The following is a 12,569-nucleotide window of genomic DNA, read 5'->3' on the forward strand; positions in this document are numbered from 1 at the left end:
CTTATAACCGCGGCCCGCCCCGGATACACGTGCGCCTGCTCACCCGCCCGGGCCCGCACCGGCGTGTGGTGGGATGGCGGCGTGGACAAGCTCTGGCCGGTCGACGACGCCCCGCACGCCGACGAGGACCTGGAACGCTGCTACGCGTTCCCGGACGCGCTGCAGCGCCCGTGGGTGCGGGTGAACTTCGTCAGCAGCCTCGACGGGGCCGTCTCGGTGCACGGCCGCTCGCAGGGCCTGTCCTCGGCCGACGACCGCACGGTGCTCGCGCTGATCCGCGACCTCGCGGACGTGGTGCTGGTCGGGGCGGGCACGGCCATGACCGAGGGCTACCGCGGCATCAAGCACACCGAGGTGCGCGCGGACCGGCGGCGCCGCAACGGGCTCTCCGACGTGCCGCCGATCGCGCTGGTGACCCCGAACGGCTCGCTACCGCCGGACTCGCCGCTGCTGACCGACACCCTGGTGCCGCCGATCGTGCTCACCACCGAAGCGGCACCGGCGCAGCGCCGCGCCGAGCTCGCCGACGCCGGTGCCGATGTGGTGCTGGCCGGGGACGCCGAACTCGACCTGCCCGCGGCGCTGGCGGCGCTGCGGGCCCGCGGCCTGAACCGGATCGCCTGCGAGGGCGGCCCGCAGCTGTTCGGCAGCCTGCTGCGCGCCGACCTCGTCGACGAGCTGTGCCTGACCGTGTCCCCGCTGCTGGCCGGCGGGGGTGCGGGCCGCATCGCGGCGGGCACCGGTGCCGAACCGCCCCGCGACCTGGAGCTGCGCTCGGTGCTGCGGTCCGGTTCGATGCTGCTGCTGCGCTACGTCCGGCAGGCCTGACCCCCGCCCCTCCCCCTGTTCAGCGCGCCTGCCCTGTTCAGCGCGCCGGTACGCGCTCGGCGGCCGACAATGAACCGCGGGCACGCGGGGTACCGCGCGGGCAGATCCGCTCCCCGCCTGCCGTGCGGAAGGAGCTCAGCCGATGGCGCAGAACAGCGAAGGGCAGAGCGGCGGATCCGCGACCACCGCCCGCTCCGAGGACAGCAAGCAGCACATCCCGCAGAGCCGCAGCAGCGGGGACATGCCCTCGCCGGTGGACGACACCGAGCAGGGCAAGACCACCATCGCCGCCTCGGTGGTGCAGAAGATCGCGGGGCTGGCCGCCCGGGAGATCTCCGGCGTGCACTCGATGGGCGGCGGCGTCTCCCGCGCGTTCGGGGCGCTGCGCGAACGCATCCCCGGCGGCAGCGGGACCCCGTCCATGTCCGGCGTGCAGGTCGAGGTCGGTGAGCGGCAGGCCGCGGTCGATCTGGACCTGGTCATCGAGTACGGCGTGTCGATCGTGGACCTGGCCCGCTCGGTGCGGCGCAACGTCATCACCGGGGTGGAGCGGATGACCGGCCTGGACGTGATCGAGGTCAACATCTCGGTCAACGACATCCACCTGCCCGACGAGGACTCGGACCAGCCCGCCGACAGCGGGCAGCAGTCCGGGTCCCGCGTCGAGTGACGGCGATCGTGCCCACCACCGACCGGAGCCCGACCGAGCAGCTCAGCGAGCACATCGGGGACGCCGTGCGCGGACACCCCGCGGTGCTGCGCGCGCACGGCGGGGCGTTCGGCGAGATCGCCTCGCACCTGCCCGGGCGGCAGGTGACCGGGGTGCGGGTGGCCGAGGACGGTGCGGTGGAGATCGGCGTCGTGGCGCTGCTCGACCGCCCGCTACCGGAAACCGCCGCTGAACTGCGCGATCTCGTGCGCGAAGCGGCAGGCCCGGTCCCCGTGCACATCACCATCGCCGAGGTCGAGCTGCCCGGCGACGTGCAGGAGGACCGATGACCGCACGCGACCCCGCCACCCGCGCGGCGATCCGCGCCTTCGCGCGCACCCACCACCCGGACGTCGGCGGGGATCCGGACGTGTTCGCGGCCGGTCTCGCCGAGCTGCGCGGCGAGCGGGCGGACCGCGCCGACGCGCCGATCACGGCGGTGGAGGACCGCTCGCGGCTGCGCAGGGCGCTGGCCCGGGTCCTGCGCCGCAACCGCCCGCGCCACGCCGCGAACCCACGAGGAGGTGTCCTGCGATGACCGCGATGCACGTCGGCCTGCTGGCCGGACTGGTACTCGGAGCCGCAGCAGCGATCGGCGGATTCTCCGCGTTCCTGATCTCGCTGCTGGTGGGCGTCGTCGGGCTGGTCATCGGCCGGATCGTGGACGGCGATCTGGCGGTCGGCGACCTGTTCGGCCGGGGCCGCGACCGATGACCACCACCCCGGCACCGGCCGCCGAACCGGAGACCCCGCTGCGCGGCGAGCTGCACATCAACCGCGCGGTGCTGCGCAAGATCGCCGAGCACGCCGCCGACCGGCACCCGGACAGCGCCCGCAAACCCCGCCGCGTCGCCGGGATCGCCGCGGGCGGCCGGGGCGCCGAGGCGCGGCTGACCGGCCCGGACGACGCGCTGCACATCCGGCTCGACGTGGCGCTGCGCTACCCGGCCGATGCCGAAGCCGCCGCGGGCGGCATCCGCGAGCAGGTCACCGAGGAACTCCGCCGGCTGGCCGACTGCCGGGTGCGCCGGGTCGACGTGGCCGTGTCCGCGCTGGTGCCGCAGCGCCGCAAGCCCGAGGTGGAGTGATCCGATGCGACTGCTGGTACGACTGCTCACCGCCGCGCTCGGCCTGGTCGTGGCCGCGGGCGGGCTGCTGCTGGCGGTGGAGGCCGCCGCGGCCGCGATCGCCCCCGGCGGGGCGGGACTGCTGGTCCCGTGGCGGGACGCGCGCACCGCGCTGGGGGCGGTGCCCTGGAATTCCGCAGCCGCGCTGACCATCTCGGCGTTGGTCGCGGTAGCGGGCCTGGTGCTGCTGCTGGTCGGCGCAGGCGGCGGCAGGCGCGACATCCGGTTCCTGGACCCGGCGCCCGGGGTGAGCGTGGCCACCGACCCGCGTTCGATGGCGCGGCTGGTCGGCCACCGGGTCCGCGACCGCGATGAGATCACCGATGCCGCGGTCAGCAGCGGGACGCACCGGATCAAGGTCCGGGCCACCTCCCGCTTCCACGAGCTCGGCGAACTTCCGCAGCAGGTCACCGAGAGCGCCGAGGAAGCGGTCCGCGAACTGCCACTGCAGCGCACACCCCGCCTGCGGGTGTCGGTGAGCCCGGCCAAGGAGCCGCGATGACGGCCGCCCGGAGCGCGCCGCTGGGTCGCGGAACCGGTTTCGAGCGGGGCGTGCTGACGCTCGTGGGAGTGCTGGCGCTGCTCGCCGGGATCGGCGGGCTCGCGGTCGGTTCCGGAGCGCTGGGCGTTTTCCGGTCCCAACGCCCGGTGCTGGACCCGATGTTCGCGCAGTGGGCGCAGGCCACCCCGCTGGTGTGGCTGCCGGTCGCCATCGTCGGCGGGCTCGTGCTGCTCGTGCTCGGCGGGTGGTGGGTGCGCCGCGCGCTGCGCCCGGAAGCCCGGCCGGACGTGCGGCTGGGCAACGGCGAGGGCGGCGAGCTGACGATCACCGCGGGGGCGCTGACCGAGGCGGTGCGCCGGGACGCGCAGGAGGTGACCGGAGTGACCAAGACGCGGGTGCGCACCGTCGGCAGCCCGCGGGATCCCGGGCTGCGCCTGTCCCTGTCACTGGAGGAGGGCACCGACGTCCGGCAGGTCTGGGCGGAGCTCGACGACCGGGTGCTGTCCCGCGCGCGCCGCGCGCTCGGCCGGGAGGCGCTGCGCACCTCCATCCGGCTGCACCTCGACCGGGCACCGGGCCGGCGTGTCCGCTGAACCGCGGCTTGCGCTGTCCCCGCCGGTGGAGCCGATGCTGGCCGCGCCGGTGGCCGAGATCCCGCGCGACGGGCGGTATCTCTTCGAACCGAAGTGGGACGGGTTCCGCTGCCTGGTGTTCGCCGAACCCGGGAACGTGCGGCTGCAGTCACGCACCGGCAAACCACTGGACCGCTACTTCCCGGAGATCCGCGCCGCGTTCGACGAGCACCTCGCCGCGCCCGCGGTGCTGGACGGCGAGCTGGTGGTGGTGCGCCGCGATGAGGACGGCGACCGGCTGGATTGGGACGCGCTCAGCGAACGCATCCACCCCGCCGACAGCCGGGTGCGCGCGCTGGCCGAGGCCACGCCTGCGGTGTTCGTGGCGTTCGACCTGCTCGCCGACGGCGAAACCGACCGCACGGGCGAACCGCAGCAGCGCCGCCGCGACCTGCTCACCGGGCTCGGGCTCGACCACGAGCGGCTGCGCACCACGCCCGCCACCCGCGATCCGGACACCGCCGCCGACTGGTTCCGCGTGTTCGAAGGCGCCGGGCTGGACGGCATCATCGGCAAACCGCTGGACGGGCCCTACCGGCCCGGCAAGCGCACCGCGGTCAAGATCAAGCACTCGCGCACCGCGGACTGCGTGGTGGCCGGGCTGCGCTGGCACACTGGCACCGAACCCGGCACCGCGGTCGGCTCGCTGCTGTTGGGGCTGCACGACGAGCAGCACGTGCTGCACCACGTCGGCGTGGTGGGCGCCTTCCCCGCCGCGCAGCGCCGGGAGCTGGCCGGGGAACTGGCTCCGCTGATCACCGGGGAACCGCACCCGTGGCTCGGTGACCACGCCACCGACGGCAGGCGGCTGCCCGGGTCGATCAACCGGTGGCGCAGCAGCGCGCAACCCTGGGAACCGCTGCGGCCCGAGCGAGTGGTCGAGGTCGGCTACGACCACACCGAGGGCGCCGCTCCGGCGCGTTTCCGGCACACCACCCGGTTCGTGCGCTGGCGGCCGGACCGCGACCCGGACTCCTGCGGCTACGCGCAGCTGGCCGAACCCGCCCGCTACGACCTGGAGGGCGTGCTGCGCGGCGGCGCCGACCGCAGCCGCGGTGACGACCGGACCGGCTAGTAATCTCGCCGACCGTGCAGCGACGACGGATCGCCGTGATCGGCTCGGGCGGGATCGGCGGCGTGCTGGCCGAAGCCGCCGGCGCCGCCGGGCACGAGGTCGTGCTGTGCGTGCGGACCCCGTTCGAGCGGCTCGTGGTCGACGCGCCGGACGGGCCGCGGGAGGTCCCCGCCGAGATCGCCACCGACCCGGGGGCGATCGGCCCGGTCGACTGGATCCTGCTGACCACGAAGGTGCAGGACGTGCCCGGCACCGAACCCTGGCTGGCCGCGCTCGACGACGGCAGCGCCCCGATCGCGGTGGTGCAGAACGGGGTGGCGCACCGCGAGTCGGTCGGCGCGCTGGACCCGCGCGGACCGGTGCTGCCCGCCCTGGTCTACGTCGCCGCCGAACGCGTGCGTCCCGGCCGGGTGCTGCGCCGCTCGGTGGCGACCGTGCTCGTGGAATCCGGCGAGCTCGGCGATCGGTTCACCGCGCTGCTGGACGGCTCGGGCCTGCAGCTGTCGCAGACCGCGGACTTCCGCACCGCCGCGTGGCGCAAGATGCTCACCAACCTGGGCGCGAACCCGATCACCGCGCTGACCCTGCGCAGGCTGGACGTGTTCGGCGATCCGGACGTCGTGCAGCTGTGCGCCGGGGTACTGACCGAAGCCGTGCAGGTGGCCCGCGCCGAGGGCGCCGACCTCACCCAGCAGGACGCGGACCGCGTGGTGGCCAACTACACGCACGACTTCCCGCCCAGCAACGGCACCTCGATGCTCTACGACCGGCTGGCGGGACTGCCCACCGAGCACGAGCACATCACCGGCGCCCTAGTGCGCGCCGCCGACCAGCACGGCATCGAGGTCCCACTCAACCGCGCGCTGCTGACCCTGCTGCGCGCGCTGCGCCCCTCGAAGCTGCCGCCCGTCTAGGAACCGCGAGCGCACCGCACCTCGGTCAGCGCGCCGATCTGGTCGAGCCGACCGAGGCGGCGACCACGCACGTGATCGCGACCCACTGCCAACCGCCGAGCAGTTCGCCGAGCACGACCAGGCCGGCCAGCGCGGCCACGGCCGGCTCCAGGCTCATCAACACGCCGAACACCCGCGGCGGCATGCGGCGCAGCGCCTCCAGCTCCAGCGAGTACGGGATCACCGAGGACAGCAGCGCCACCACGAGCCCGGCCGCCAGCACCCGCGGGTCCAGCAGCGCCGAACCGGCATCGGCCACGCCGAACGGGGCGGCGACCGCGGCACCGACCGCCATGCCCAGCGCCAGTCCGGAACCCCCGCTGGTCCGGCTGCCGAGCTTCGCGCCCATCAGGATGTAGCCGGCCCACATCGCACCGGCGACCAGCGCGTAGGCGACCCCGACCGGGTCCAGCCCGCCCGCGGTCCCGGACAGCAGCAGCACGCCGATCCCGGCCAGCACCGCCCAGACCAGGTCGAGCGCACGGCGCGAACCGAGCACCGCGACCGCCAGCGGCCCCAGGAACTCGATGGTGACCGCAGCGCCCAGCGGGATCCGCTCGAAGGACTGGTAGATGCAGATGTTCATCCCCGCCAGCACCGCGCCGTACCCGGCGACGACGCCCAGCGTCCGGCGGTCCAGCCGCAGCGACGGGCGCCAGAGGACCAGCAGCACCGCGGCGGCGAACACCAGCCGCAACGCCACCACACCGGCCGGACCGGCGACGCCGAACAGCTGCTTGGCGAAGGCCGCGCCGACCTGCAGGCTGATCACGCCCAGCAGCACCAGCATCGGCGGCGGTACCGCACCCACCGCCCGACCGGGCAGCTCCGCCCACGACCGGGACCCACCGAACGACCCCTCGCGCGGAACATCCGCTCCGGCACCGGCCTGCACGACGCCTCCTCACCGCTCGACCCGGCCCACCGCGGGCCGGCGGGCCGCCGCACGCTATCGCGCGGTCGGCCGATCCCGCCGGGAGGCCGCGGGTCCTCACCCGGGGCTCACGCCGATCATGCGATGCTGACCGCGACCGGCGCACCGCACCGCCGGAGGGACACCGCTCACGACGAGGAGTACCCGTGCCGCGCAGCCTCCACCGCGCAGCGGCCGCGCTGCTGGGTCTGGCCCTGCTGGCCGGCGCCGGGTGCTCGGCCGGCCCGTCGCAGCGCCCGGCGGTGGCCTACCACGACGCCGAGCAGCAGGTCCCGCCCGCGCCGCAGCCGCCCGGCCCCGCCCCGGTCCCCCCGCTGGGCGCACCGGGCGGTGAAACGCTGGACTGGTCGGACTGCCGCGAGCAGACGGCGGCGGAACTCGGCGTGCCCGCACCGGCCGAACCGGTCTCCTGCGCGCAACTGCGCAGCGTGCTCGACCCGCCGGAGGCACCGACCCGCGGGACCGCGCGCAGCGAGGTCATCAAGTTCGGCGAGGGCGTGCCACTGCTGGTGCTCAGCGATGTCGCCGGAGAACCCGGGACGACCGCCGCCGCCCGGATGGCGCTGCGCCTGCCGCCCGAGGTGCGGGAACGGTTCGCCGTGATCGGCATCGACCGCCGTGGCACGGGCGCGTCGGACCCCGCCGAGTGCGTGCCCCCCGAGCACCGCGCGACCATCGCGGGTTTCGACCCGCTGAGCACCGACCGCGCCGAACTGGACGTGCTGCTGGACTCGGTGCGCAGCGCGAGCCAGGAATGCCTGCTGACGCTGGACGAACGGCTGCAGGCCTACGACACGTGGCGCACCGCGGCGGATCTGGAGCAGCTGCGCGTCGAGCTGGGTGTGGACAAGCTGCACGCCATCGGGCGGGGCGAGGCCGGGCGGCTGCTGACCACGTACACCGAGCGGTTCCCGGAGTCGGTGGGCCGGATGGTCGTCGACGGCGCCCCGGATCCCACCCGCGATGCCGCCGGTGAGGCCGAGCTCCGCGCGGAGGCGGCGGAGCAGACCCTGGACCAGTTCGCCGCCGACTGCGCCGCGCGCCGCTGCCCGCTCGGTCCGGATGCCCGCGCGGCGGTGCTCGACCTGCTGGACTCGGCGCGCACCGCTCCCCCCGCCGGACCGGACGGACCGGTGCCGCCGGGGCGGATCGCCCGCGCGCTGCTGCTGGGCCTGGAGGAACCGGCCCGCTGGCCGGAACTGGCGCAGGGCCTGGCCGATGCGGCCCGTGGCGACGGCAGCTGGGTGGCCACGGCCACAGCCCCGGTCGTCGAGCACACCGGAGCCGACCCGCCCTGGCTGGACGGGGAACTGATCACCGGCTGCAACGACACGACGATGCGGGTCCCACCGGAGCGCAGCGCCGATCTCGCCGCGGAGTGGTCGGCCCGGTTCCCGGTGTTCGGCGCGCTGTCCGCGCAGCAGCTGGTGTGGTGCGGGTTGTGGCCCGCTCCGCAGCAGCCGCTGCCCACGCCGAAGCAGGCGGGTCTACCACCGATCCCGGTGATCGCCACCGAGCACGACGTGCGCAGCAACGAGCTGGGCACCGAGCACTTGGCCGACCAGCTGGAATCCGGTGTGCCGGTGCGCTGGCAGGGTTCCGGGCACGGGGCTGTGGGCCGCTCCGAGTGCATCACCGACGCGGTGTCCCGGTTCCTGCTGGACGGCACCGTGCCCACCGAGGGCATGGTCTGCCCGGGGTGATCCCGCAAACACCCCGGGCAGACCGCCCACCGCTCAGCTGCAGGCCGAGCAGCAGCCGCAGGACGGACCGGTGCAGGCCGAGCAGCAGCTGCAACCGCCCTGCGCGTGCGGGGTGTGCTCCGATTCGATGCCGACCATGATCGCCACTCCCATGCGTTCTCTCGAATACCGGCGGCTGCGATGGTGCGCCGGTCCGCGGCGGCTCGACACCGCCGCACGAGGGAAGCCCGCCGCGCGGGGGAAACCCCTGCTGCGGCTCACTGCCCGGGCACGACCGGCAGTTCGGCGTAGTCGTACTGGTACTGGGAGTGCTCCGGCGGCATCGGCGGGTACGTCGCCTGCACCGTCGCGTTGCCCGCGTACGCGAGCACGCCGAGCACGATGTAGATGATCACCATGGCCCGGCCGCCCTTGCCGAGCACGAGCGGCCAGGTGCGCTCGGCGCGCGGACCCGGGTCGGACACCACCGGGGCGTCGCCGAACAGCCGCCGCGGGTACGCGCCGGTCAACAGGTTGCTGTAGGCGTTGACGCGCAGGTTGAACCGCAGCACGGCGGCGTTGGCGTCGAACACCGGGCGCGGGGTACGGCCGGTGATGAGCACGGTCAGCCACACGAAGAAGCCGAGGGTCGCCCAGCCGTAGGACACGAACATCGACAGCAGGGCCGCGGGAATGATGAGCACGACACGGAACAGCACGGTCCAGCGGCTCATGCTGCTCGGCCGGATGTCCACCCGCACCGGGTAGTTCTCGTCGTCGACGACGAACGGCGGATAGGTGTCCACCAGCAGCATCGACGAGGCGGTGACCCGGATCTGGTAGGCGACGAGCAAGGACAGGAAGTCCGCGGCCCACTTCGGCAACCGGCCCAGGGCCAGCGCAGCGAACCAGCCGATGATCACCACGACGAAACCCGCGATGAACAGGAAGAACAGCACCACCTGGTGCGGAACGAGCAGCAGCAACCGCAACAGGACGGTCCAGCGCCGCTGGCGCTCGGGCGGGTGGACGTCCACCTCTTGGCGATACATGCCGGGTTTCGGCTGCTCGGGCTCGTGCTGCGGTGCTCCGCCGTACGGGTCGCCGGGCTCGGGTTGCTGACTCATGTTGCCCTCCGGATTCTCCATCGCGACGGAGTATGCCAACCGAAAAGATCCGAATGGAGCGGTTTCGAAGCTAACACCGGGCCGGAGTGGCAGCACTCACCAGAACGGGCCGAGTGCGGATTCACAACGCGATCCGGTGACACCAACACCGGCGAGTCGAATGGACACCCGCGGTGACCAGGAGCTCCGGAAGCAGTCCGCGTACCGGGTGCGGGTCGCGGCCGACGCGGAAGCGGGAAGACCCGGAGCCGGAACCACCACTCGCCCGCCTTTCGTTGAATTAGCCCATCTCCCAATACTTCTCAGCACCGTTCATCCCGATCCGCGCGAACGCCGCGGTTCACCGGGCATCTTCGGGTAATCCGGCGGGTAGGGCAGCTCGCCGAGCCCGCGATCGCGCTCGTCGCGGGCGAACCAGTCCAGCGCGATCTCCAGGACGCCCGCGTGCTCGTCCAGCTGCTCGTGCGCGTCGCCGTGCTCGGCGAGCCAGTCCGGCGCGGTGCGCAGGTCGAAGTCATCCGGCACAACCTCGTCGAGCTGTGCCCAGGCCAGCGGGGTGGATACCGTCGCCCGCGCGGTGCCGCGGATCGACCAGGCCGAGGCGATGGTGCGGTCCCGCGCGGCCTGGTTGAAGTCCAGGAACACCCGGCTGCCACGGTCGGCCTTCCACCAGTCCACAGTGGCCAGATCCGGCACGCGCCGCTGCACCTCGCGGGCCAGCGCGATCACCGCCCGGCGCACCAGGATGAAGTCCCAGCGCGGAAGAATCCGCACCAGCACGTGGATTCCGCGCCCGCCGGAGGTCTTCGGGAAACCGACCAGCCCCGCTTCGGCGAGCACCTCGCGCAGCACCCCGGCCACGCGCACCGCATCCGCGTAATCCGTACCGGGCTGCGGATCCAAGTCGATGCGCAGCTCGTCGGGATGGTCCACATCGGCCGAGCGCACCGGCCACGGGTGGAAGTCCAGCGTGCCCAAACCCGCCGCCCACACCAGCACCGCGGGTTCGGTGGGCAGCACCTGGTGCGCCGTCCGCCCGGACGGGAAACTGATCTGCACGCCCTGCACCCAGTCCGGCGCACCGCGCGGAATCCGCTTGGCGTAGAAGGGTTCGCCGGTGATCCCGCCCGGATACCGCTTCAGCGTCGTGGGCCGGTCGCCGATCGCGCGCAGCAGCGGCCCGGCCACCGCCAGGTAGTACTCGGCCACGTCGCGCTTGGTGAACCCGCGCTCCGGGAAGTACACCTTGTCCGGGTTCGACAGCGGCACCCGCCGCTGCCCCTCCGGCCCGTCGACGTCGAATTCCTGCGCGCTGTGCACGACCGGAGGTTAGGTCCGCGAGCTGTCCGGCGAAACCTGGCTGTCCGGCGAAACCCGGCTGTTCGCGAAACCTGGCTGTCCGCGAAACCTGGCTGTCCGGCGAAACCTGGCCACCGGGCGAACCGGAGCACCGGCGGCGTGATCGGCCCCGGGCTCGGCGTTACCGTGGCCGCGTGGAACGCGGTGACGATCGCCAGGACCTCGCCGAGGACCTGCACGGCCTGGACCCGGACGATCCGGAGGTCCGGGAGTTCGTGGCACACCGCCGCCGGATGCGCGAACCGCACGCGAAGGCCACCGTCGAGGGGATGCTGCGCGGCGTGGACGACTTCGCGCAGTCGGTGAACCGGGCCGAGGGGCGGCGCAGAGCGTTCGCGGTCGCGGTGGTGGTGCTCATGCTGTTCGGTGTGGCGCTGACGGTCTGGAACGCCGTCGGCTTCATGCTCGGCACGTTCCTCGGCTGACCGGCGCGTACCACCCGTGCGGGTGGTATCCGGGCCCATTAGCGTGGAGGCATGGATCCGAGCACGCCGAAGGTCAGCAAATCCGAGCAGGAGTGGCGCGAGCAGCTCAAACCGGAAGAGTTCGCCGTGCTGCGCGAGGCCGCGACCGAGCGCCCGTACACCGGCGAGTACGTCGACACCGACGCGATCGGCGTCTACGAGTGCCGCGGCTGCGGCGCCGAGCTGTTCCGCAGCGAGACCAAGTTCGAGTCGCACTGCGGCTGGCCGTCGTTCTACGACCCGGCCGACACCGACGCGGTCGTCCTGCGCGAGGACACCTCGCTGGGCATGCGCCGGGTCGAGGTGCTGTGCGCGTCGTGCCACGGGCACCTGGGGCACGTGTTCGAGGGCGAGGGCTACGGCACCCCCACCGACCAGCGCTACTGCATCAACTCGGTGGCGATGCGGCTGGTCCCGGCGCAGTGAGCGCGGTCCGCGGATCCCGGTCGAGACCCGGGATCCGCGGCGCCGCTCAGGGCAGGCGCGCGACCAGTTCGGCCACCTCGACGCGCTGGCCGGTGTAGAACGGGGTCTCCTCGCGCACGTGCAGCCGCGCCTCGGTGTAGCGCATCCGCCACATCAGATCGACGATCCGGTCCAGCTGGTCGGCCTCGAACGCCAGGACCCACTCGTAGTCGCCCAGACCGAACGCCGGGACGGTGTTGGCCCGCACGTCCGGGTAGTCGCGGGCCTCCTTGCCGTGGTCGGCGAGCATCTGCCTGCGCTCCTCGTCCGGCAGCAGGTACCACTCGTAGGAGCGCACGAACGGGTAGACGCAGACGAACGCCTTGGGCTCCTCACCGGCCATGAAGGCGGGCACGTGGCTCTTGTTGAACTCCGCGGGCCGGTGCAGCGCCGCGTTGCTCCACACCGGTTCGGACGCCTGGCCCAGCGGGGTCGCCCGGCGGAACCCGGTGTAGGCGGCCTGCACGTCCTCGATGCGCTCGGCGTGCCACCAGATCATGAAGTCCGCGTCGGCGCGCAGGCCGGACACGTCGTAGACACCGCGCACCACGACGCCCGACTCGGCCAGCGAGTCCAGGTACTCCTGGGTCTGCTGCGCCGCCTTCTCCCGGTCCTCGGGCAGAGCGCCCTGTTCGAAGCGGAACACCGACCACATGGTGTAGCGGAGGGTGTTGTTGATCTCTTCGTAGTTCAGCCGCGCCATGGCCCCATG

At 73.4% G+C, this 12,569-nt stretch carries 17 protein-coding genes; 13 read left to right on the top strand and 4 right to left on the bottom strand.

The genetic code is table 11. The features are described 5' to 3' along the window. The first annotated feature begins 81 nt into the window (after positions 1–81). The 10 genes from IQ251_RS01010 to IQ251_RS01055 all read left to right on the top strand — a co-directional run bounded on the left by IQ251_RS01010 (position 82) and on the right by IQ251_RS01055 (position 5,787). A complete protein-coding gene (locus IQ251_RS01010; protein WP_193926469.1) occupies positions 82–828 on the top strand; it encodes a dihydrofolate reductase family protein in 747 nt (248 codons plus the stop codon). A 142-nt stretch (positions 829–970) separates the two neighbouring features. Continuing rightward, positions 971–1,498 (top strand): Asp23/Gls24 family envelope stress response protein, encoded by a 528-nt coding sequence (locus IQ251_RS01015; RefSeq protein ID WP_193926470.1) that lies wholly within the window; start codon positions 971–973, stop codon positions 1,496–1,498. A gap of 8 nt (positions 1,499–1,506) precedes the next feature. Next, positions 1,507–1,827, top strand: coding sequence for a hypothetical protein (locus IQ251_RS01020; protein ID WP_193926471.1), 321 nt, complete (start codon positions 1,507–1,509; stop codon positions 1,825–1,827). Continuing rightward, on the top strand, positions 1,824–2,075 hold the full coding sequence (locus IQ251_RS01025) for a hypothetical protein (RefSeq protein ID WP_193926472.1): 252 nt from the start codon (positions 1,824–1,826) through the stop codon (positions 2,073–2,075). Before IQ251_RS01020 ends, IQ251_RS01025 begins: the two co-directional genes overlap by 4 nt. After that, positions 2,072–2,251 (top strand): hypothetical protein, encoded by a 180-nt coding sequence (locus IQ251_RS01030; RefSeq protein ID WP_193926473.1) that lies wholly within the window; start codon positions 2,072–2,074, stop codon positions 2,249–2,251. The genes IQ251_RS01025 and IQ251_RS01030 overlap by 4 nt, the downstream gene beginning before the upstream one ends. Continuing rightward, on the top strand, positions 2,248–2,625 hold the full coding sequence (locus tag IQ251_RS01035; RefSeq protein ID WP_193926474.1) for an Asp23/Gls24 family envelope stress response protein: 378 nt from the start codon (positions 2,248–2,250) through the stop codon (positions 2,623–2,625). The genes IQ251_RS01030 and IQ251_RS01035 overlap by 4 nt, the downstream gene beginning before the upstream one ends. A 4-nt stretch (positions 2,626–2,629) precedes the next feature. Next, positions 2,630–3,166 (top strand): DUF6286 domain-containing protein, encoded by a 537-nt coding sequence (locus tag IQ251_RS01040; RefSeq protein WP_193926475.1) that lies wholly within the window; start codon positions 2,630–2,632, stop codon positions 3,164–3,166. After that, the gene (locus IQ251_RS01045; protein WP_193926476.1) at positions 3,163–3,759 is read left to right on the top strand and encodes an Asp23/Gls24 family envelope stress response protein; all 597 of its coding nucleotides are present in this window, start codon (positions 3,163–3,165) and stop codon (positions 3,757–3,759) included. Before IQ251_RS01040 ends, IQ251_RS01045 begins: the two co-directional genes overlap by 4 nt. Beyond that, positions 3,749–4,873, top strand: coding sequence for an ATP-dependent DNA ligase (locus tag IQ251_RS01050; protein WP_370591129.1), 1,125 nt, complete (start codon positions 3,749–3,751; stop codon positions 4,871–4,873). Before IQ251_RS01045 ends, IQ251_RS01050 begins: the two co-directional genes overlap by 11 nt. A 14-nt stretch (positions 4,874–4,887) precedes the next feature. After that, positions 4,888–5,787 carry a 2-dehydropantoate 2-reductase gene (locus IQ251_RS01055; protein WP_193926477.1) on the top strand — a complete coding sequence of 300 codons (900 nt, stop codon included), beginning with the start codon at positions 4,888–4,890 and terminating at the stop codon, positions 5,785–5,787. A 25-nt stretch (positions 5,788–5,812) separates the two neighbouring features. Here the strand turns inward: IQ251_RS01055 and IQ251_RS01060 are convergent, their stop codons facing one another. Beyond that, on the bottom strand, positions 5,813–6,652 hold the full coding sequence (locus tag IQ251_RS01060; protein ID WP_228045925.1) for an EamA family transporter: 840 nt from the start codon (positions 6,650–6,652) through the stop codon (positions 5,813–5,815). A gap of 254 nt (positions 6,653–6,906) precedes the next feature. Here IQ251_RS01060 and IQ251_RS01065 point away from each other — a divergent pair, with 254 nt between their 5' ends. Further along, the gene (locus IQ251_RS01065; protein WP_193926478.1) at positions 6,907–8,463 is read left to right on the top strand and encodes an alpha/beta hydrolase; all 1,557 of its coding nucleotides are present in this window, start codon (positions 6,907–6,909) and stop codon (positions 8,461–8,463) included. 257 nt (positions 8,464–8,720) lie between these two features. Here IQ251_RS01065 and IQ251_RS01070 read toward each other — a convergent pair whose 3' ends face one another. Together IQ251_RS01070 and ligD are read right to left on the bottom strand one after the other, a co-directional pair. After that, positions 8,721–9,569: a DUF4389 domain-containing protein gene (locus IQ251_RS01070; RefSeq protein ID WP_228045901.1), complete on the bottom strand. Its 849-nt coding sequence runs from the start codon at positions 9,567–9,569 to the stop codon at positions 8,721–8,723. Between the two features lie 312 nt (positions 9,570–9,881). Then, positions 9,882–10,889, bottom strand: a complete 1,008-nt coding sequence (ligD, locus tag IQ251_RS01075; RefSeq protein WP_193926479.1) for a non-homologous end-joining DNA ligase — start codon at positions 10,887–10,889, stop codon at positions 9,882–9,884. A gap of 173 nt (positions 10,890–11,062) precedes the next feature. Between ligD and IQ251_RS01080 the strand changes: the two genes are divergently transcribed. Together IQ251_RS01080 and msrB are read left to right on the top strand one after the other, a co-directional pair. Beyond that, positions 11,063–11,353 carry a hypothetical protein gene (locus IQ251_RS01080; RefSeq protein WP_193926480.1) on the top strand — a complete coding sequence of 97 codons (291 nt, stop codon included), beginning with the start codon at positions 11,063–11,065 and terminating at the stop codon, positions 11,351–11,353. Positions 11,354–11,404: 51 nt separating this feature from the next. Next, positions 11,405–11,818 carry a peptide-methionine (R)-S-oxide reductase MsrB gene (gene msrB / locus IQ251_RS01085; protein ID WP_193926481.1) on the top strand — a complete coding sequence of 138 codons (414 nt, stop codon included), beginning with the start codon at positions 11,405–11,407 and terminating at the stop codon, positions 11,816–11,818. A 46-nt stretch (positions 11,819–11,864) separates the two neighbouring features. Here msrB and hemQ read toward each other — a convergent pair whose 3' ends face one another. Next, entirely contained in the window at positions 11,865–12,560 is a 696-nt protein-coding gene (gene hemQ / locus IQ251_RS01090) for a hydrogen peroxide-dependent heme synthase (protein WP_193926482.1), read from the bottom strand. Positions 12,561–12,569: the final 9 nt, after the last annotated feature.

The sequence above is a fragment of the Saccharopolyspora montiporae genome (assembly GCF_015209505.1).
In the GTDB taxonomy this organism is placed as follows: domain Bacteria; phylum Actinomycetota; class Actinomycetes; order Mycobacteriales; family Pseudonocardiaceae; genus Saccharopolyspora; species Saccharopolyspora montiporae.

Excerpts from the sequence above, each read along its gene's own strand:
- IQ251_RS01015 (WP_193926470.1), top strand. The coding sequence starts at position 971 with ATGGCGCAGAACAGCGAAGGGCAGAGCGGCGGATCCGCGACCACCGCC.
- IQ251_RS01025 (WP_193926472.1), top strand. The coding sequence starts at position 1,824 with ATGACCGCACGCGACCCCGCCACCCGCGCGGCGATCCGCGCCTTCGCG.
- IQ251_RS01030 (WP_193926473.1), top strand. The coding sequence starts at position 2,072 with ATGACCGCGATGCACGTCGGCCTGCTGGCCGGACTGGTACTCGGAGCC.
- IQ251_RS01035 (WP_193926474.1), top strand. The coding sequence starts at position 2,248 with ATGACCACCACCCCGGCACCGGCCGCCGAACCGGAGACCCCGCTGCGC.
- IQ251_RS01040 (WP_193926475.1), top strand. The coding sequence starts at position 2,630 with ATGCGACTGCTGGTACGACTGCTCACCGCCGCGCTCGGCCTGGTCGTG.
- IQ251_RS01045 (WP_193926476.1), top strand. The coding sequence starts at position 3,163 with ATGACGGCCGCCCGGAGCGCGCCGCTGGGTCGCGGAACCGGTTTCGAG.
- IQ251_RS01070 (WP_228045901.1), bottom strand. The coding sequence starts at position 9,569 with ATGAGTCAGCAACCCGAGCCCGGCGACCCGTACGGCGGAGCACCGCAG.
- msrB (WP_193926481.1), top strand. The coding sequence starts at position 11,405 with ATGGATCCGAGCACGCCGAAGGTCAGCAAATCCGAGCAGGAGTGGCGC.
- hemQ (WP_193926482.1), bottom strand. The coding sequence starts at position 12,560 with ATGGCGCGGCTGAACTACGAAGAGATCAACAACACCCTCCGCTACACC.